The 17,911-nt window shown below is 65.7% G+C and carries 18 protein-coding genes and 1 pseudogene; 17 read left to right on the forward strand and 2 right to left on the reverse strand.

The genetic code is table 11. The annotated features are described in order from the left end of the window. The first annotated feature begins 54 nt into the window (after positions 1–54). From WA983_RS08870 to WA983_RS08880, 3 genes are all read left to right on the forward strand, one after another. Positions 55–1,224 carry an ABC transporter substrate-binding protein gene (locus tag WA983_RS08870; protein WP_424251545.1) on the forward strand — a complete coding sequence of 390 codons (1,170 nt, stop codon included), beginning with the start codon at positions 55–57 and terminating at the stop codon, positions 1,222–1,224. Between the two features lie 101 nt (positions 1,225–1,325). After that, complete coding sequence (locus tag WA983_RS08875; protein WP_424311925.1) at positions 1,326–2,333, forward strand: aldo/keto reductase; 1,008 nt, start codon at positions 1,326–1,328, stop codon at positions 2,331–2,333. 82 nt (positions 2,334–2,415) lie between these two features. After that, positions 2,416–3,309, forward strand: a complete 894-nt coding sequence (locus WA983_RS08880; protein ID WP_424251541.1) for a DUF1932 domain-containing protein — start codon at positions 2,416–2,418, stop codon at positions 3,307–3,309. Between the two features lie 70 nt (positions 3,310–3,379). Here WA983_RS08880 and WA983_RS08885 read toward each other — a convergent pair whose 3' ends face one another. Further along, on the reverse strand, positions 3,380–4,294 hold the full coding sequence (locus WA983_RS08885) for a LysR substrate-binding domain-containing protein (protein WP_424251540.1): 915 nt from the start codon (positions 4,292–4,294) through the stop codon (positions 3,380–3,382). Positions 4,295–4,442: 148 nt separating this feature from the next. On the opposite strand from WA983_RS08885, the gene WA983_RS08890 reads away from it, so the two are divergent. From WA983_RS08890 to WA983_RS08950, 13 genes and pseudogenes are all read left to right on the forward strand, one after another. After that, the gene (locus tag WA983_RS08890) at positions 4,443–5,576 is read left to right on the forward strand and encodes a 4-oxalomesaconate tautomerase (RefSeq protein ID WP_424251558.1); all 1,134 of its coding nucleotides are present in this window, start codon (positions 4,443–4,445) and stop codon (positions 5,574–5,576) included. Between the two features lie 66 nt (positions 5,577–5,642). After that, positions 5,643–6,671, forward strand: coding sequence for an amidohydrolase family protein (locus WA983_RS08895; RefSeq protein WP_424251556.1), 1,029 nt, complete (start codon positions 5,643–5,645; stop codon positions 6,669–6,671). Positions 6,672–6,688: 17 nt separating this feature from the next. Beyond that, positions 6,689–7,384 carry a 4-carboxy-4-hydroxy-2-oxoadipate aldolase/oxaloacetate decarboxylase gene (ligK, locus tag WA983_RS08900; protein WP_424251539.1) on the forward strand — a complete coding sequence of 232 codons (696 nt, stop codon included), beginning with the start codon at positions 6,689–6,691 and terminating at the stop codon, positions 7,382–7,384. 9 nt (positions 7,385–7,393) lie between these two features. Further along, positions 7,394–8,311 (forward strand): amidohydrolase family protein, encoded by a 918-nt coding sequence (locus WA983_RS08905; RefSeq protein ID WP_424251537.1) that lies wholly within the window; start codon positions 7,394–7,396, stop codon positions 8,309–8,311. 3 nt (positions 8,312–8,314) lie between these two features. Further along, positions 8,315–8,704 carry a protocatechuate 4,5-dioxygenase subunit alpha gene (ligA, locus tag WA983_RS08910; protein ID WP_424251535.1) on the forward strand — a complete coding sequence of 130 codons (390 nt, stop codon included), beginning with the start codon at positions 8,315–8,317 and terminating at the stop codon, positions 8,702–8,704. Beyond that, the gene (locus tag WA983_RS08915; RefSeq protein WP_424251534.1) at positions 8,701–9,576 is read left to right on the forward strand and encodes a class III extradiol dioxygenase subunit beta; all 876 of its coding nucleotides are present in this window, start codon (positions 8,701–8,703) and stop codon (positions 9,574–9,576) included. The genes ligA and WA983_RS08915 overlap by 4 nt, the downstream gene beginning before the upstream one ends. Beyond that, positions 9,573–10,547: a Gfo/Idh/MocA family oxidoreductase gene (locus WA983_RS08920; RefSeq protein WP_424251532.1), complete on the forward strand. Its 975-nt coding sequence runs from the start codon at positions 9,573–9,575 to the stop codon at positions 10,545–10,547. Before WA983_RS08915 ends, WA983_RS08920 begins: the two co-directional genes overlap by 4 nt. Positions 10,548–10,590: 43 nt before the next feature. Further along, positions 10,591–11,766, forward strand: coding sequence for an ABC transporter substrate-binding protein (locus WA983_RS08925; RefSeq protein WP_424251530.1), 1,176 nt, complete (start codon positions 10,591–10,593; stop codon positions 11,764–11,766). Positions 11,767–11,859: 93 nt separating this feature from the next. Then, positions 11,860–12,714 (forward strand): branched-chain amino acid ABC transporter permease, encoded by an 855-nt coding sequence (locus WA983_RS08930; protein WP_424251528.1) that lies wholly within the window; start codon positions 11,860–11,862, stop codon positions 12,712–12,714. An 8-nt stretch (positions 12,715–12,722) separates the two neighbouring features. Then, positions 12,723–13,772 carry a branched-chain amino acid ABC transporter permease gene (locus WA983_RS08935; protein ID WP_424251527.1) on the forward strand — a complete coding sequence of 350 codons (1,050 nt, stop codon included), beginning with the start codon at positions 12,723–12,725 and terminating at the stop codon, positions 13,770–13,772. After that, positions 13,769–14,518 (forward strand): ABC transporter ATP-binding protein, encoded by a 750-nt coding sequence (locus WA983_RS08940; RefSeq protein WP_424251525.1) that lies wholly within the window; start codon positions 13,769–13,771, stop codon positions 14,516–14,518. Before WA983_RS08935 ends, WA983_RS08940 begins: the two co-directional genes overlap by 4 nt. After that, a pseudogene (locus WA983_RS08945) lies at positions 14,511–15,194 on the forward strand (ABC transporter ATP-binding protein); the annotation flags it as partial. The gene WA983_RS08940 and the pseudogene WA983_RS08945, both read left to right, overlap by 8 nt. 81 nt (positions 15,195–15,275) lie before the next feature. Then, positions 15,276–15,833 carry a hemerythrin domain-containing protein gene (locus WA983_RS08950; RefSeq protein ID WP_424311927.1) on the forward strand — a complete coding sequence of 186 codons (558 nt, stop codon included), beginning with the start codon at positions 15,276–15,278 and terminating at the stop codon, positions 15,831–15,833. On the opposite strand, the gene WA983_RS08955 is transcribed toward WA983_RS08950, so the two are convergent. Next, on the reverse strand, positions 15,834–16,727 hold the full coding sequence (locus WA983_RS08955; RefSeq protein ID WP_424251524.1) for a LysR family transcriptional regulator: 894 nt from the start codon (positions 16,725–16,727) through the stop codon (positions 15,834–15,836). Positions 16,728–16,886: 159 nt separating this feature from the next. Between WA983_RS08955 and mdlC the strand changes: the two genes are divergently transcribed. Then, positions 16,887–17,911 (forward strand): benzoylformate decarboxylase (mdlC, locus tag WA983_RS08960; RefSeq protein ID WP_424311926.1); only part of this gene is annotated, 1,025 nt, incomplete at its 3' end.

Genomic DNA, 17,911 nt, shown 5'->3' on the forward strand with positions numbered 1-17,911 from the left:
CGCGCCTTCATCCCGCTTTCACGCATTTCACGATGACACGATAAGGAGACACCCGTGAAGCATACGATCGGTAAACTGCTGGCCACCTGCATCTTTGCGGCCGGGGGGCTGGGCGCGGCCCAGGCCCAGGATCTGAAAATCGGCATGGTCCTGCCGCTGTCGGGGCCGTTCGCCTCGACCGGGCAGCAGATGGTGAACGGTGCCAGGCTCTATCTGCAAGAGCACGGCGACACGGTGGCGGGTCGCAAGATCGTGCTGATCGAAAAGGACGACACCGGCGTGTCGCCGTCGATCAGCAAGCGCCAGGCGCAGACTCTGCTGATCCAGGACAAGGCCGAAGTGCTGGCCGGTTTCGGTCTGACGCCGGGCGCGTTTTCCGTCGCCCCCCTGGCGACCGAGGCCAAGGTGCCCATGATCGTGATGAACGCGGCCACGTCCTCGATCACCGAGAAGTCGCCCTACATCGTGCGCACGTCCATGACCCTGCCGCAAGTGGCCGCTCCGATGGCAAGCTGGGCAGCGGCCAACGGCATCCGCAAGGTCTACGTCGCCGTGGCCGACTACGGCCCGGGCCACGACGCGGCGGCCCAGTTCAAGAAGACCTTCACCCAGGCCGGCGGCGAGGTGGTGGGCGAAGTCCACACGCCGCTCACCAGCCCCGATTTCGCGCCGTTCCTGCAGAAGATCAAAGACGCCAGGCCGGACGCGATCTTCCTGTTCGTGCCCAACGGCGAACAAGGAGTCGCCTTTGCCAAGAGCTACAAGGAACGCGCCCTGGCCGACGCCGGCATCCGGCTGCTGGCCACCGGCGACGTGGTCACCGAAGACGTGCTCGCGGCCATGGGCGACAATGCCCTGGGCATGATCACTTCGTTCCATTACTCCCAGGCGCACGACTCGCCGGAAAACGCCGCCTTCGTCAAAGCCTATGTCCAGGCCTATCCCGGCACGCGGCCCAATATGGTGGCCGTGGCGGCTTATGACGGCATGCGCCTGATCCGCGAAGCCCTGGAAAAGACCAAGGGCGACGCCAGTGGCGACGCCTTCATCGAGGCGGTCAAGGGCCTGAAATGGACCAGCCCGCGCGGCCCGGTGGAAATCGATCCGCAGACTCGCGACATCGTCCAGAATGTCTATATCCGCAAGGTCGAGAAGGTGGGCGGCGTGCTGCAGAACGTGGAATTCGACACGATCCAGGCGGTCAAGGACCCGGGCAAGCAATAACCGGATGTGAGCCGTGCGTGACGTCCATCGCAATCCGGCATAGCTGCTAGTGACGTACCCGGTCTTACCGGGTCGTCCGGATGCGGGGATAATCGGGAGCCATGACGACGATGACGACGACACGCACGCTGGCCGGTCTTCCGGTTTTTCCCATCGGCCTGGGCTGCATGAGCCTGAGCCACGGTTATGGTCCGTCGGCAAGCCCGGCCGATGCCGAGGCGCTGCTGCTGGGGGCGCTGGACCGGGGGGTGACGCTGTTCGACACGGCGGCGCTCTACGGTTTCGGCCACAATGAGGAAATCCTGGGCCGGGTGCTGGCCCCGCATCGCAGCCGCTTCATGCTGGCCAGCAAATGCGGGATCTTCCGCGAGAACGGCCAACGCCGCATCGACGGCCGGCCCGAGACCCTGCGCCGGACCTGCGAGGATGCCCTGCGCCGCCTGCGCACCGACGTGATAGACCTGTACTATCTGCATCGCTGGGACAAAGCCGTGCCCGTCGAGGACAGCGTGGGTGCCCTGGCCGAACTGGTCCAGGCGGGCAAGATCCGGGCCGTCGGCCTGTCCGAGGTCTCGGCCGCCACGCTGCGGCGGGCGCACGCCGTGCATCCGATCGCCGCCGTCCAGAGCGAATATTCTCTGTGGTCGCGCGAGGTCGAGATCGCCGTTCTGGACGCCTGCCGCGAACTGGGCGCGGCCCTGGTGGCTTTCAGCCCGCTGGCGCGTGCCTACCTGGCCGACGGCCTGCACGACGTGGCGACCCTGGACGATGACGATCTGCGGCGACGCATGCCGCGCTTCCAGCCCGAGGCCTACGCGCATAACTTGACGCTGCTGGGGCCGTTGCGGCGCATGGCGCAGGAACACGGCTGTACGCCGGGCCAACTGGCACTGGCCTGGCTGCTGCACCAGGGCGAGCACGTCATCCCCATCCCCGGGACGACCCGGCTGGCGCACCTGGAGGAAAACCTCGGGGCGGCCGATGTGCGCCTGGATGCAGAGGCCTGCGAAACGCTGGCGCGGCTGTTCGACCGTGACCGGGTGGCGGGTGAACGCTATGGCGCTGCCACCCAGGCGGATGTCGATACGGAACAGTTTCCGGCGTCCTGAGGACGCCTGCAGCCCGTCCCCGTGCGGGCTTCTTGCACGATTCGTGTGTGAATCGGCATCATTGAATGGAGCTTCGAAAGCGATGCAAGGCACTCGATTGGGTTTGATCGGCTACGGCGAGGTCGGCGGCATTTTCTGCGCCGGCCTGAACACGCAGGTGGACAGCGTCCATGCCTGGGACCTGAAACTGGCCGACGCGGCCTCGGCCGCACCGCTGCGTGAACATGCGGCGCGTGACGGCGTGACGCTGTGCGATTCGTCGGCGGCGCTGTGCGCGGCCAGCGATCTGGTGATTTCCGCCGTCACCGCGTCGAACACCGTGGCGGTGGCCCGCGAGGCGGCCGCGCACCTGCAACCGGGCACCGTGTTCCTGGACCTGAATTCGGCTTCGCCCGGGGCCAAGCGCGAGGCCGCCGGGCTGATCGAGGCCGCGGGCGGGCGCTACGTCGAAGCCGGGGTGATGACCTCGGTCCCGCCTTACGGCATCCGGGTGCCGATGCTGCTGGGCGGTCCGCACGCCGAGGCCCTGGCCGGGCAGTTGCGCGCCTATGGCATGGACGCCACCGCCGTGTCCGCCGAACTGGGTGTGGCTTCGGCCATCAAGATGTGCCGCAGCGTGATGATCAAGGGCCTGGAGGCCCTGGTGATCGAAAGCTACACGACCGCGCGCGCCTACGGCGTCGAGGACTACGTGCTGCCCACGCTGCAGGAAACGTTCCCGTCCATCGACTGGACGGAGCAGGGCCGTTATTTCTACAGCCGCGTTGTCCAGCACGGCCGCCGTCGCGCCGAAGAAATGCGCGAAGTCGCCAACACCGTGCGCGAGGCCGGCTTCGAGCCCTGGATGGCCGCTGCGACCGCCGAGAAGCAGGACTGGGTCGCCGGGCTGGCCGCTCAAGGTCTGTTCGCGGACGTCGAGGCGGCAGGGGGCTGGAAGGCGTATGCGGATCGGCTGATCGCGCAGGCTCGGGATTGATTGATCGCCCCGCACGCGCGGTCGGCCGGAGCACGAGGCAGGACCGTGGCGTGATCCGGCCGAATGTCGGTCAAGCAGGCCGTGTCATGGCCGGCGGATAGACCTGACGCACGGTCGTACGGATCAATTCCAGCATCGCCTTCTGCGTCAGGGTCGTGATCCGGCCCGCTGCCGTCGCCAGGTACAGGCGGCTGTGCAGCTCGGGCTGGGTGATGGGCCGGACGTGATAGCGGTCCGGTTGCGCGGAGGTCAGGACGGCGTGTTCCGTCAGGATGGCGTAGCCCGTGCCGTCGGCCACCAGGTCCAGGATCGCCTGGACGCTGTCGATTTCCAGGCGGATGTTCGGGCGGGCACCGATCAGCGCCATCTCCGATTCCAGCAGCATGCGCACGGTGTGCGGCCGGTTCGGGATGATCAGGGGGATGTTGACCAGCGCATGCAGCGGCAGCGGCTGATCCGAGGGATGCGGCCCCCGGGTGCCGACCAGGTACAGCCGTTCGCTGGTCAGCGGCGACAGGTCCAGTTCGGCCGAGGGCGAGGGGTTGTACATCAGGGCGATGTCCAGGCGGCCGGCCAGCAGCCATTCCTGCATGACCAGGGACAGCCCTTCGCTGATCGACAGGCTGGCGTTCGGCAGCCGTTTGCGGAATTGCCGTGTCAGTTCCACCGTCATCATCTTCGAGGCGCTGGGCGCGATGCCCAGGGCCACGCGGCCGGCCAGTGCCCCCTGGACCCGGCCCATGTCCTCTTTGGCACGGTCGACCTGGTGCAGGATGCCCCGGCAGTGTTCCAGCAACAGCTTGCCGGCCTCGGTGGTGGTGACGCCGCGCCCGTTGCGGTTCAGCAGGTTCTGGCGCAGTTCGACCTCCAGCATGCGGACTTGGCGGCTGAGGGCGGGCTGGGCGATGTTCAGCGCGTGCGAAGCCTGGGTGAAGCTGCCCAGTTCGGCGACGCGCATGAAATATTCCAATTGCTTGAGATCCATGGCTCCAGGGCTAGGGGTTTACCCCTAATTAAGGTATTGCATCGTATGAATCATATCATTTCGGTATAGCTGATAGTGGACGTATGTCCTTATGTATCGCTCGGCCCGCGTCCATAATGAGCTCATCAAGGAACCTCAGAGTGACATGATGCAGAAACCCATCCCAGCCTTGTTCATGCGCGGCGGCACGTCGCGCGGGCCGTTCTTCCTGGAGTCCGACCTGCCGTCCGACACGGCGGCGCGCGACCGGGTGCTGCTGGCGGTCATGGGCTCGCCCGACCGGCGCCAGATCGACGGCCTGGGTGGCGCTCATCCGCTCACCAGCAAGGTCGGCATCGTGCGGCCCGGCACGACACCGGGCGTGGATCTGGAGTTCCTGTTCGCGCAACTGCAGCCCGAGCGCGACACGGTCGACACGACGGCCAACTGCGGCAATATGCTGGCCGCCGTCGTGCCCTTTGCGCTGGAGCGCGGCCTGATCCAGGCCCAGGGCGACACGACCACCGCCCGCGTGCTGACCCGCAACACCGGCATGCAATGCGACATCACCGTGCTCACCCCGATGACGCCGGCAGGCCGTCAGGTGGCCTACGAAGGCGAGGCCCGTATTGACGGCGTGCCCGGCCAGTCGGCGCCGATCACCATCAATTTTCTGGACACGGCCGGCTCGGTCTGTGATGGACTGCTGCCCACCGGCCGCGTGCGCGACACCGTGCGTGTCGAGCCGCCTGCCGGTGCGGATTTCGCAGCTTTCGACATTGATGTCACCTGCATCGACAATGGCATGCCACTGGTCCTGTTCCGCGCCAGCGACGTGGGTTGCACGGGGCATGAAACCCCGACCGAACTGAATGCGAACCAGGCGCTCAAGGCCCGTATCGAGGCCCTGCGGTTGCGCACGGGCGAACTGATGGGCCTGGGGGATGTGTCCGCCCGCAACTATCCCAAGATGACCCTGGTGTCCGCGCCCGGCGAGGGCGGAGCGATCAATACCCGCAGCTTCATCCCCCACGTCTGCCACGAGGCCATCGGCGTGCTGGCGGCGGTGACGGTAGGTACGGCCTGCGTTCTGGAAGGCTCTGTGCCGCACGGTCTGGCGCGTCTGCCGGCGGGCGCGCGCAAGGCGGTGTCGATCGAGCACCCCAGCGGCGAATTCACGGTCGAACTGGAACTTGACCCCCAGGACGCCCAAAAGGTCGCGCGCGCGGCCTTGCTGCGCACTGCGCGGCTCATCATGCGCGGTGAGGCGATGGTGCCGGCCTCGGCCTGGTCTCAGGACTGACCCCAGGAACATGGCGAAACACGGCGAAACACGGAAAAGGAAGCGTACGACATGAGCAGAAAACCCCTGATCATCGATTGCCACGGTCACTACACGACGGCGCCGCAGGCGCTGGCCGATTGGCGTGACCGGCAGGTCGCCGGCATCAATGACCCGGCCCAGCGGCCCAGCCCGTCGGACCTGCACATCAGCGACGACGAACTGCGCGAAAGCATCGAGACCAACCAGTTGCGTCTGATGCGCGAGCGCGGCTCCGATCTGACGATCTTCTCGCCGCGCGCCAGCTTCATGGCGCACCACATCGGCGACTTTCAGGTGTCCAGCACCTGGGCGGCGATCTGCAACGAACTCTGCCACCGGGTCGCGACCCTGTTCCCCGAGCATTTCGTCACGGCCGCCATGCTGCCGCAGTCGCCCGGCGTCGATCCGGCCACCTGCATCCCGGAACTGGAAAAGTGCGTCAAGGAATACGGCGCGGTCGGGATCAACCTGAACCCGGATCCTTCCGGCGGCCACTGGACTGCGCCGCCGCTGTCGGACCGTTCCTGGTATCCCATCTATGAAAAGATGGTCGAATACGACATCCCGGCGATGGTCCACGTGTCCACCAGTTGCAACCCGTGCTTCCACACCACGGGTTCACACTACCTGAACGCCGACACCACGGCCTTCATGCAGTGCCTGACCTCGGACCTGTTCAAGGACTTTCCGACCCTGCGCTTCGTGATTCCGCACGGCGGCGGCGCTGCGCCCTATCACTGGGGCCGTTTCCGCGGCCTGGCCCAGGCGCTGGGCAAGCCCCTGCTGGACGAGCACCTGCTGAACAACGTGTTCTTCGACACCTGCGTCTATCACCAGCCGGGCATCGACCTGCTGACTCGCGTGATCCCGGTGAAGAACGTGCTGTTCGCCTCGGAGATGATCGGCGCGGTACGCGGCATCGACCCCGAGACCGGCTATTATTTCGACGACACGAAACGTTACATAGAATCCGCCGCGACGCTGAGCGACGCGGATCGCTTCCAGATCTACGAGGGCAACGCGCGCCGCGTGTACCCGCGCCTGGATGCCGCCCTGAAGGCCAAGGGCCTGTAATCAAAAGGAATACCGACATGAGCACTCCCCTGAACCAACTCGGTGTCGTTCACCGCACGATCCAGCGCGCCGATCCGGCCGCCGTCGAGCATCTGTCGCATTTCGGTGTGGCGACCATCCACGAGGCCATGGGCCGCGTGGGCCTGATGAAGCCCTATATGCGCCCCGTCTGGCGCGGCGCGCGGATGTGCGGCACGGCCGTCACGGTGCTGCTGCAGCCGGGCGACAATTGGATGCTGCACGTGGCTGCCGAGCAGATCCAGCCCGGCGACGTGGTGGTGGCCGCGTGCACCACCGACAACACTGACGGTTTTTTCGGTGATCTGCTGGCCACCTCGTTCAAGGCGCGCGGTGCGCGCGGCCTGATCATCGATGGCGGCGTGCGCGACGTCGATACCCTGGAGTCGATGGATTTCCCGGTGTTCAGCCGCGCCATCAGTTCCAAGGGCACCATCAAGGCGACCCTGGGTTCGGTCAACATTCCCGTGGTGTGCGCCGGCGCGGCAGTGATGCCGGGCGACGTGGTGGTGGCTGACACCGACGGTGTGGTGGTGGTGCCCGCCGCCGTTGCCGCCCAGGTGGCTGCCAATGCCCAGGCCCGCGAGGACAACGAAGGCGCCAAGCGCGAGATATTCGCCTCGGGCGTGCTGGGTCTGGACTACTACAAGATGCGTGAAGGCCTGGAAAAGGCCGGCCTGAAGTACATCGACTGAGGACGCGCGATGACGAACACCGAAACCTTTACCAAGACCCCGGGCTGGCTGGATTACTACGACGGCCCCAGCCGTCCGCGCTTCCGCCTGCCTGCCGGGGCGGTGGACGCCCATTGCCACGTCTTCGGTCCCGGCGCGGTGTTTCCCTACGCGCCGGAGCGCAAGTACACGCCGTGCGACGCCCCCAAAGAGGCCCTGTTCGCGCTGCGCGACCACCTGGGTTTCGACAAGAACGTGATCGTGCAGGCGACTTGCCATGGCACGGACAACCGTGCGCTGGTCGATGCGCTGCGTGCGTCCGGCGGCCGGGCGCGGGGCGTGGCGACGGTGTCGCGCGACGTGACCGACGCCGAACTGCAGACCATGCACGAGGCCGGTGTGCGCGGTACGCGCTTCAATTTCGTCAAGCGCCTGGCTGATTTCACGCCGCGCGAAGTCCTGTCCGACATTGCGGCGCGCATCGCCCCGCTGGGCTGGCACGTGGTGATCTACTTCGAGGCGCAGGATCTGCCCGAACTGTATGATTTCTTCACCACGCTGCCGACCACGGTGGTGGTCGATCACATGGGCCGGCCCGACGTGACCCAGCCCGTGGACGGCCCGGAGTTCGGCCTGTTCGTGAAGATGATGCAGGACCATCCGAACATCTGGAGCAAGGTCAGTTGCCCGGAACGCCTCAGCCAGTCCGGCCCGCCGGCCCTGGACGGCGAACAGCACGCCTACCGCGACGTGGCGCCTTTTGCGCGCCACCTAGTGGAGACCTTCCCCGACCGCGTGCTGTGGGGGACTGACTGGCCGCACCCGAATCTCAAGAACCACATGCCCGACGACGGTCTGCTGGTGGACTATATTCCGCAGATCGCGCCGACGGCCGAACTGCAGCGCAAGCTGCTGGTGGACAACCCGAACCGCTTGTACTGGAGTTGAGCCATGTCTTTGAACAAGCCCTATACCGACGTGCCCGGCACGACCATTTTCGACGCTGATCAGTCCCGCAAAGGCTATCACCTGAATCAGTTCTGCATGTCGCTGATGAAGGCGGAGAACCGCGACCGGTTTCGCGCCGACGAGCGTGCCTACCTGGACGAATGGCCCATGACCGAGGACCAGAAGCAGGCCGTGCTGGCGCGCGACCTGAACCGCTGCCTGTCCCTGGGGGGCAACATCTATTTCCTGGCCAAGCTTGGCGCCACCGACGGGCGCTCCTTCCAGTACATGGCCGCCAGCATGACCGGCATGAGCCAGGATGAATACGCTGCGATGATGCTGGCCGGTGGCCGGGGCATCGAAGGCAACCGCCGCACCGGAGAGAAAAAGTGACCCGACAGACGCATGCCCGCATCAGCGCGAGTGTTTACACCTCGCATGTGCCCGCCATTGGCGCCGCCATCGACCTGGGCAAGACCGATAACGAGTACTGGTCGCCCTTGTTCAAGGGCTACGAGCCGTCCAAGCAGTGGATGAAGGACAATCGTCCCGACGTCATCTTCCTGGTCTACAACGACCATGCCACGGCCTTCAGCCTGGAGATGATCCCGACCTTCGCGATCGGTTGCGCGGCGGAGTTCAAGCCGGCCGACGAAGGCTGGGGCGCCCGTCCGGTGCCGACCGTGATCGGTCACCCGGAACTGGCCGCGCACATTGCTCAGTCGGTGATCCAGCAGGACTTCGACCTGACCATCGTCAACAAGATGGACGTGGACCACGGCCTGACGGTGCCCCTGTCGCTGATGTGCGGCCAGCCCGAGGCCTGGCCGTGCCCGGTCATCCCCTTCGCCGTCAACGTGGTGCAGTATCCGGTGCCGTCCGGGCGCCGCTGCTTTGAACTGGGCCGCGCCATCCGCCGCGCCATCGAAAGCTACGACGAGCCGCTGAACGTGCACATCTGGGGCACGGGCGGCATGAGCCACCAATTGCAGGGACCGCGCGCCGGCCTGATCAACCGCGAGTTCGACAAAGCCTTCATGGACCGACTGATTGCCGATCCGGCCGGCCAGGCGGACGTGCCGCATATCGACTATGTGCGCGAAGCGGGTTCCGAGGGCATCGAACTGGTCATGTGGCTGATCGCCCGTGGCGCCATGGCGGACGTGGCGGGCGGCCCGGCGCCGCGCGTCGCACACCGCTTCTACCATGTGCCGGCCTCGAACACCGCCGTGGGCCATCTGATTCTGGAGGAACAATCATCGTGACCGACCGTACCCTGAAAGTCGCGCTGGCTGGCGCCGGCGCCTTCGGTATCAAGCATCTGGACGGCATCGCCCGCATCGACGGCGTGGACGTCGTCGCGCTGGTCAGCCGCGACCAGGACAAGACCCGCGCCATCGCCCAGAAATATGGCATCGAGCAGGCCGCCACCGACCTGGACGAAGTCCTGTCGCGTCCCGAGATCGACGCCGTGATCCTGTGCACGCCGACGCAGATGCACGCGGCCCAGGCCATGGCCTGCCTGCGTGCGGGCAAGCACGTTCAGGTCGAGATCCCCATGGCGGATTCCCTGGCTGACGCCGAAGCCCTGGTGGCGCTGGCGCGCGAGACCGGCAAGACCGCCATGTGCGGCCACACGCGGCGCTTCAACCCCAGTCACCAGTACGTGCATCAGCGCGTCGAGCGCGGCGAATTCCACATCCAGCAGATGGACGTGCAGACGTATTTCTTCCGCCGCACCAATATGAATGCGCTGGGCGAGCCGCGCAGTTGGACCGATCACCTGCTGTGGCACCATGCGGCGCACACGGTGGACCTGTTCGCCTATCAGTGCGGCAGCCCCGTCGTGCGGGCCCATGCGGTGCAGGGCCCGATTCACCCGGAGCTGGGCATCGCCATGGACATGTCGATTCAGCTCCAGGCCGCCAACGGCGCCATCTGCACGCTGTCGCTGAGTTTCAACAACGATGGCCCGCTGGGGACTTTCTTCCGCTACATCGGTGACACGGCGACCTACATCGCCCGCTACGACGATCTGTTCACCGGACGCGAGGAGGCCATCGACGTCAGTCAGGTGGACGTGTCCATGAACGGCATCGAACTGCAGGATCGGGAATTTTTTGCAGCCATCCGCGAAGGACGGGAGCCGAACGCCAGCGTGGCCCAGGTTCTGCCGTGCTACCGGGTGCTGCATGACCTCGAGCAGCAACTGTCCGGCCAGTCGGCCCGGGCGTGATTCACTCTTTCATTCTGACTGACATACCAACAGGAGCGAGACCATGAAACTCAGCAAAACCCTTGGGGTGACCGCCTTGGCCTTCGGCTTGGCAACGGCTTTTGGCGCAGCACAGGCCGCAGACTTGAAGATCGGTGTCGTGATGCCGATGTCCGGGCCGTTCGCCGCCCACGGCAAGCAGGTCAAGCACGGCATCGATCTGTTCCTGGCGGAACACGGCGACACGGTCGCCGGCCGCAAGGTCCAGATCATCATCAAGGACGACACCGGCATCGCTCCGGCCGTGGCCAAGCGCCAGGCGCAGGAACTGCTGATCAAGGACAAGGTCGATATCCTGGCCGGCTTCACCCTGACGCCCAACGCCTTCTCCGTTGCGCCGCTGGCGACCGAGGCCAAGGTGCCGATGGTGGTGCTGAACGCCGCCACGTCCTCGATCACCGAAAAGTCCCCCAACATCGTCCGTGTGTCCATGACCCTGCCGCAGGTCACCGCGCCGATGGCGCAGTGGGCCTACAAGAACGGCGTTCACGAGGTCTACACCCTGGTGTCCGATTACGGTCCGGGGCATGACGCCGAACAGCAGTTCCAGAAGTCCTTCACCGGTCTGGGCGGCAAGATCGTGGGCGAGGTCCGCACCCCCGTCAACACGCCGGATTACGCGCCGTTCCTGCAGCGCGTGAAGGACGCCAAACCGGGCGCCGTGTTCCTGTTCGTGCCCAATGGCGAACAGGGCGTGGCCCTGGCCAAGGGCTACAAGGAACGCGGTCTGGATCAGGCCGGGATCAAGGAACTGGCCACGGGCGACGTGACCGACGAGGACGTGCTCGACGCCATGGGCGATGCGGCGATCGGCATGATCACCTCCTTCCACTATTCGGCTGCGCACGATTCGCCGGAAAACAAGGCGTTCGTGGCCGCCTACCACAAGGCCTTCCCCAAGGATCGCCCCAACTTCGTGGCGGTCGCCGGCTATGACGGCATGAACCTGATCTATCAGGCTTTGGAAAAGACCAAGGGTGATGCCAGCGCCGACGCCTTCATGGCGGCCGTCAAGGGCATGAAGTGGACCAGTCCGCGCGGCCCGGTGGAAATCGATCCGGAAACCCGCGACATCATCCAGAACGTCTACATCCGCAAGGTCGAGAAGGTGGACGGCGTGTTGCAGAACGTCGAGTTCGACAAGATCGAGGCCGTCAAGGACCCCGGTAAGCAGAAGTGATCGCCGGTCCGGGCGCGCGGTGCCTGTCCTTGAGGACGGGGCCGGGCGCCCGGGCGGTCCGGAACCGGACCTCTCCCAGTCCTGGAATCAATCATGACTATTCTCTTTGACGGCATCGCCGCAGGCATGCTGCTGTTTCTGATCAGTGTCGGCCTGTCGGTGACGCTGGGCCTGATGAACTTCGTCAACCTGGCCCATGGCGCTTTCGCCATGCTGGGCGGCTACGCCTGTGTCGTGCTGCTCAACGACTATGGCGTCCCGTTCCTGGCGACGCTGCCGGCGGCCATCATCGTGCCCGCCCTGGCCGGCATGGTGCTGGAACGCACTTTGTACCGCCGCCTGTACGCGGCCTCCGACCTGGACCAGGTGCTGTTTTCCATCGGTCTGGTGTTCATGTCCGTGGCGGCTGCCCATTATTTCTTCGGTGCGCAGCAACAGCCGCTGCACCTGCCCGAATTCCTGTCCGGACAGATCCATCTGCCCGGTGTGGACATCGGTGTCTATCGCCTGTTCCTGATCGTCGCCGGCCTGGTGGTGGCCCTGCTGCTGCAATGGTCGGTGATCCGCACGTCCTTCGGCGCACGCTTGCGGGCGGCCGTGGACAATCAACGCGTCGCGCGCGGCATGGGCATCGACGTCAACCGCGTCTTCAGTCTGACCTTTGCCCTGGGTTCCGCCCTGGCGGGTCTGGGCGGGGCGCTGGGGGTCGAGATGCTGGGATTGGACCCCGAATTCCCCGTGAAGTATCTGGTGTACTTCCTCATCGTGGTTTCCGTGGGGGGCAGCGGCAACATCCTCGGTTCGCTGTACGCCGCCATTCTGCTCGGTGTGGCCGATGTGGCCGGCAAATACTACGTGCCGCAGATCGGTGCATTCATCATCTACGCCGTCATGGTGGCGACGCTGATCTTCCGCCCCCATGGCCTGTTCGGCCGTCCTCATAAATAGGCTCCGCCATGACGACCTCCAACTCGATCGGGACGCCGTCCCATCCGCATACCGGTTCGGCCGCGCTCGACCGTTATCGTCGCTCGGCCCGCTGGCAGCCGCTGGAATACTTGTTCTGGTGTCTGCCGATCCTGGCGTACTTCGCCTTCCCGGGCAATTACCTGCTGCTCAGTCAGATCGCCATCACCAGTCTGTTCGCGCTGTCGCTGGACCTGATCTTCGGCTACGCAGGGGTCATTTCCCTGGGCCATGCCGCCTTCTTCGGGGTGGGTGCGTACACCGTGGGTCTGCTGGGCTCGAACGGCTACGGAGACCCGCTGCTGGGCCTGCTCCTGGCGGCCGTGATCGCCGCCGTGCTGGGCTTTCTCAGCAGCTTCCTGCTGCTGCGCGGCAGCGACCTGTCGCGCCTGATGGTGACACTGGGCGTGGCCCTGATGCTCTATGAGCTGGCCAACAAATTCACCAGCATCACCGGTGGGGTGGACGGCATGCCGGGGGTCGAGGTCAAGCCGATCCTGGGAATGTTCGATTTCGACATGTTCGGCCGCGTCGGCTACATCTATTCGGTCATCGTGCTGTTCGTGCTGTTCTGGTTCGCCCGCCGCCTGGTGCATTCGCCCTTCGGCCAAGGCCTGCGCGGCATCCGCATGAACACGCTGCGCATGCCGGCCCTGGGCGTGCCCGTGAACCGCCGTCTGATTACGGTCTACACCATCGGTGCGGGCTATGCGGGCGTGGCGGGTGCGCTGCTGGCGCAGACGAATTCCTTCGTTTCGCTGGACGTGCTCAGCTTCCAGCGTTCGGCCGACCTGCTGCTGATCCTGATCCTGGGCGGGGCAGGGCACCTGTACGGCGGATTGCTGGGCGCCATCGTCTTCGTGATCGCCAATTACCTGCTGTCCGACATGAATCCCCAGTACTGGCAGTTCTGGCTGGGTCTGATCCTGGTGCTGGTGGTGCTGTTCGCCCGGGGCGGCATCCTGGGAACGGCCAAGCAATGGATCGCATCTTCCCGCCAACGCGCCGCTGCGCGTGCCCGCACGGAGTCCCCTTCATGAGTCCCGTCCTGCAGACCCACGGCCTGGTGCGCCGTTTCGGCGGCTTCGTTGCCACCGACCACGTCGATCTGTCGATCGCGCCCGGCGCGCGCCACGCCCTGATCGGCCCCAACGGGGCCGGCAAGACCACGCTGATCAATCTGTTGACCGGTTATCTGGAACCCACTGAAGGCCGCGTCGAGCTGATGGGCCGCGACGTCACGCGGATGCCGCAGTACGAGCGCGCCCGCCAGGGGCTGGTGCGTACCTTTCAGATCAATCAGTTGTTCATGGACATGACGGTGCTCGAATCCATTGCGTTGGCCGTCAGCGAGCGCAACGGGCTGGGTACGCGCTGGTGGAAGCCGCTATCCGCCCATGGCGAGGTCATCGACGAGGCCGCCGAGATCCTGGACCGCCTGAAGCTGCTGGCCGACGCGCACGAGACCACGCGCAATCTGGCCTACGGCCGCCAGCGTCTGATCGAGATCGCCCTGGCCCTGGCGCTGAAGCCCAAGGTCCTGCTGCTGGACGAGCCCGCCGCCGGCGTGCCGACCGGTGAAAGCCAGGAACTGTTCGAGACCATCGCTCAGTTGCCGCGCGACGTCACCATCCTGTTGATCGAACATGACATGAATCTGGTTTTCCGCTTTGCCGAACGCATTTCCGTCCTGGTGTCGGGCGCGCTCCTGATCGAGGACACCCCCGAGGTGATCGCGCACCATCCGCGTGTCAAGGAAGTCTACCTGGGAGAAGCCCATGTCTGAACTCTTGCGCCTGGAAAACGTCTGGGCAGGCTATGGCGACGCCGTGGTCCTGGAGGACCTGTCCCTGTCCCTGGCGGCCGGCGAGAGCCTGGCGCTGCTGGGGCGCAACGGTATGGGCAAGACGACGCTGCTGGCGACCCTGATGGGCGTCACCCGGCTGCGGCGCGGTCGCATCGTCTTCCAGGGCGAGGACATCGCCCAGGTGCCCAGCCATCGCCGTGCCCAGGCCGGTCTGGGCTGGGTGCCGCAGGAACGCGACATCTTCCGTTCCCTGACCGTCGAGGAAAATCTGACCGTGGTCGCCCGGCCGGGCGAGTGGACCCTGGAGCGGGTCTACGCCTTGTTCCCCCGATTGCAAGAACGCCGCACGAATCTGGGCAGCCAGTTGTCGGGTGGCGAACAGCAGATGCTGGCCATGGGGCGGGCACTGATGCTCAATCCCAAGATCCTGCTGCTGGACGAACCGCTGGAAGGCCTGGCGCCCTTGATCGCCCAGGAACTGCTGCACATCATCGACCGGATGGTCTCCGAAGGCCGCATGGCCGTCATTCTGGTGGAGCAGCACGCCCGCCAGATACTGCCGATCACGCGCCAGGCCCTGGTGCTGGAGCGTGGCCGGGTCGTCTATTCGGGCAGCAGCGCCGAACTGCTGAGCGACGGCGGCGCGCTGGATCGCTGGCTGGGCGCCGGCGCGACGGACGGCGGCAGCAAGGCCGAGACCGCTGCGCCGCCCGAACGCATCCCCGCCATCGAGGTCATCCAGGACGAGCACCGGGCGCTTGCGGCCATCCTCAATGGCCTGTCGAGCATCGTGCAGGACATCGAGGACGGCAAGCTGGAACCGGACTACACCTTGCTGGCCAGCATGGTCGAATACATCGCCGAGATGCCCGACAAGCTGCACCACCCGAAGGAAGACCAGATCTTCGCCCTGTTGCGGACCAAGACGCAGGACGAGGACGAACACCTGGACAAGCTCGAGGCCCAGCACCGGGACGCGAACCACGACACCAGCCTGCTCGACCGCGCTCTGGTCAGCTACATGCAGGGCGGGGCGGCGAGTTTTCCGGGCTTCAGGGATGCCGTGCGGACTTACATCGCCAACGAATGGGTGCACCTGAATACCGAAGAGCGCCATATCCTGCCGGCGGCGCGTCGTCTGTTCAGCGCTGACGAATGGGAGAAGGTCAACGCCGACTTTGTGCGTAACGGCGACCCCTGGTCCGGGCCGGACAACCGCTACGCCGATCTGTTCCGGCGCATCACCAGCCTGGCGCCGGCTCCCATTGGCGTGGGCGGGGGAGCGTCCCGGTAGTCAGGCGTCCTGATAGAGCTCCAGCGCCAGGTCGCGCAGCCAGCGATTGGCCGGATCCTTGTCGTAGCGGTGGCTCCAGTGGATGCCGACGTCGAATTCGTGCCGTGGCAGATCGGCCTCGATGATGGCGTAGTGTCCGCGAGGCGCGAATGACAGGGCGATGTTGCGCGGGATGATGACGGCCAGGTCGGTGGCTTCGATCAGGGCGGGCAGGGCCATGAAGTGCTCAGTGGTCACCCGGACCCGGCTGGCCGCGCTCAGGGCCTCCAGCGCGGTGCGTGTATAGGCGTGCGTGCGCACGGTGATGAAATCCAGGGTCTGGATGGCGTCCAGCGTGCGCAGCCGCGCGCCATGTTGTCGGGCAAACGGATGCCCCTTGCGCATGAGGATGATGTAGCGGTCCTGAAACAGGATCGCCGAGCGCATGGATTTCAGACCGGGCAGAAAGCCGAAGGCCAGATCCACCCGGCCCTGGTCCATGGAGGCTTCCAGATCGTTCAGGGGTACCCGCATGGTTTCGATGCGGGTGCGGGGCGCGCGCAGCCGCGCCGTGGTGATCAGGCGAGGCAGGAACTGGTCCTCGCCGATGTCCGTCATGTGCAGCCGAAAGACCCGTTCCGCCTGGGCAGGATCGAACCCGGCGGAGCCCTGCACGGCGCTTTCCAATGCGTACAGAGCCTCGTGGATGGCCGGCGCCATGCGCTGGGCGCGGACGGTGGGCACCACGCCGCCGGCGGCGCGCACGAACAGCGGATCGCCCACCAGATTGCGCAGGCGAGTCAGCCCCTGGCTGACGGCGGGCTGGGTCAGGTCCAGCGCAGTGGCCGCGCGGCTGACGTTGCGGGCCGTGTAGATCGCATCGAACACACGCAGCAGGTTCAGGTCCAGTTTCATATTATCAATTTGGCGAATAGAAAATATTAAACATATTTTATTGATTTATATTTTGCCGGATTCCATCATGTCTCGGAAGATGAATAGTGAAGCAAGCGCCACGGTCCGGTGGTGCGCTTCTCGACCAGGACAGGCTCCGCCCGGAGCCCGGAGACAGATATGATGAAAGACGTGGTGCGTGAGCAGGTGCAGGAGCAGACTCGGACGGGCCTGGTGACGGTGCGTCGGGCCGTCACGGATCTCTTGCGCCAGTTTGGCATGACGACGATGTTCGGCAATCCGGGTTCGACCGAACTGGGTCTGTTTCTGGATTTTCCAGAGGACTTCCGCTATGTCCTGGGCCTGCAGGAGTCTGTCGCGGTCGGCATGGCCGACGGCTACGCCCAGGCGACCCGCAACGCCGCCTTCGTCAATCTGCACTCGGCGGTCGGTGTGGGACACGCCATGGGGGCGATCTTCACGGCCCACAAGAACCGGACGCCGCTGGTGATCACGGCGGGGCAGCAGTCGCGCGCCATCCTGCCTTTCGACCCTTTCCTGTTTTCCAGCCAGGCGACGGAATTGCCCAAGCCCTACGTCAAATGGAGCATCGAACCGGCACGCGCCGAAGATGTGCCGCTGGCGATCGCCCGGGCTTATTACATGGCGATGCAGCCGCCGTGCGGGCCGGTGCTGGTATCCGTGCCCGCCGATGACTGGGGACGGCTGTGCGAGCCCGTCCAGGCACGCCGTGTCAGCCGCTCGATCCGTCCGGATGAGGCAATGCTGGACCGCATCGGCCAGCGGCTGGACGCGGCGCAACGACCGGCGCTGGTGCTGGGGGCGGCGGTGGACCGGGACGAGGCCTGGGACGAGGTCGTGGCGCTGGCCGAACGCCATCGCGCGGCGGTCTGGACGGCGCCGATGTCGGGGCGCAACGGCTTTCCCGAGAACCATCCCCTGTTCGCCGGCTTCCTGCCCGCTGCGCGCGAGCGCATCGTCGGTCTGCTGTCGGGCCACGATTTCATCCTGGCCCTGGGTGCAGCCGCTTTCGCCTATCACATCGAGGGCGAAGGCCCCCACATCCCGCCCGGCAGCGAACTGGCACAGATCGTCGACGATCCCAACACGCTGGCCTGGGCACCGGCGGGGATGGCGGCGCTGGGCAGCGTGCGCGCGGCCGTCCGCGACCTGCTGGACCGGCC

Source organism: Castellaniella sp. (genome assembly GCF_049650445.1).
GTDB lineage: Bacteria > Pseudomonadota > Gammaproteobacteria > Burkholderiales > Burkholderiaceae_B > Castellaniella.

Bases quoted from the DNA above. Each gene is read 5' to 3' on its own strand.
- WA983_RS08875 (WP_424311925.1), top strand. From the start codon at position 1,326: ATGACGACGATGACGACGACACGCACGCTGGCCGGTCTTCCGGTTTTT.
- WA983_RS08880 (WP_424251541.1), top strand. From the start codon at position 2,416: ATGCAAGGCACTCGATTGGGTTTGATCGGCTACGGCGAGGTCGGCGGC.
- WA983_RS08885 (WP_424251540.1), bottom strand. From the start codon at position 4,294: ATGGATCTCAAGCAATTGGAATATTTCATGCGCGTCGCCGAACTGGGC.
- WA983_RS08890 (WP_424251558.1), top strand. From the start codon at position 4,443: ATGCAGAAACCCATCCCAGCCTTGTTCATGCGCGGCGGCACGTCGCGC.
- ligK (WP_424251539.1), top strand. From the start codon at position 6,689: ATGAGCACTCCCCTGAACCAACTCGGTGTCGTTCACCGCACGATCCAG.
- WA983_RS08905 (WP_424251537.1), top strand. From the start codon at position 7,394: ATGACGAACACCGAAACCTTTACCAAGACCCCGGGCTGGCTGGATTAC.
- ligA (WP_424251535.1), top strand. From the start codon at position 8,315: ATGTCTTTGAACAAGCCCTATACCGACGTGCCCGGCACGACCATTTTC.
- WA983_RS08925 (WP_424251530.1), top strand. From the start codon at position 10,591: ATGAAACTCAGCAAAACCCTTGGGGTGACCGCCTTGGCCTTCGGCTTG.
- WA983_RS08930 (WP_424251528.1), top strand. From the start codon at position 11,860: ATGACTATTCTCTTTGACGGCATCGCCGCAGGCATGCTGCTGTTTCTG.
- WA983_RS08935 (WP_424251527.1), top strand. From the start codon at position 12,723: ATGACGACCTCCAACTCGATCGGGACGCCGTCCCATCCGCATACCGGT.
- WA983_RS08940 (WP_424251525.1), top strand. From the start codon at position 13,769: ATGAGTCCCGTCCTGCAGACCCACGGCCTGGTGCGCCGTTTCGGCGGC.
- WA983_RS08955 (WP_424251524.1), bottom strand. From the start codon at position 16,727: ATGAAACTGGACCTGAACCTGCTGCGTGTGTTCGATGCGATCTACACG.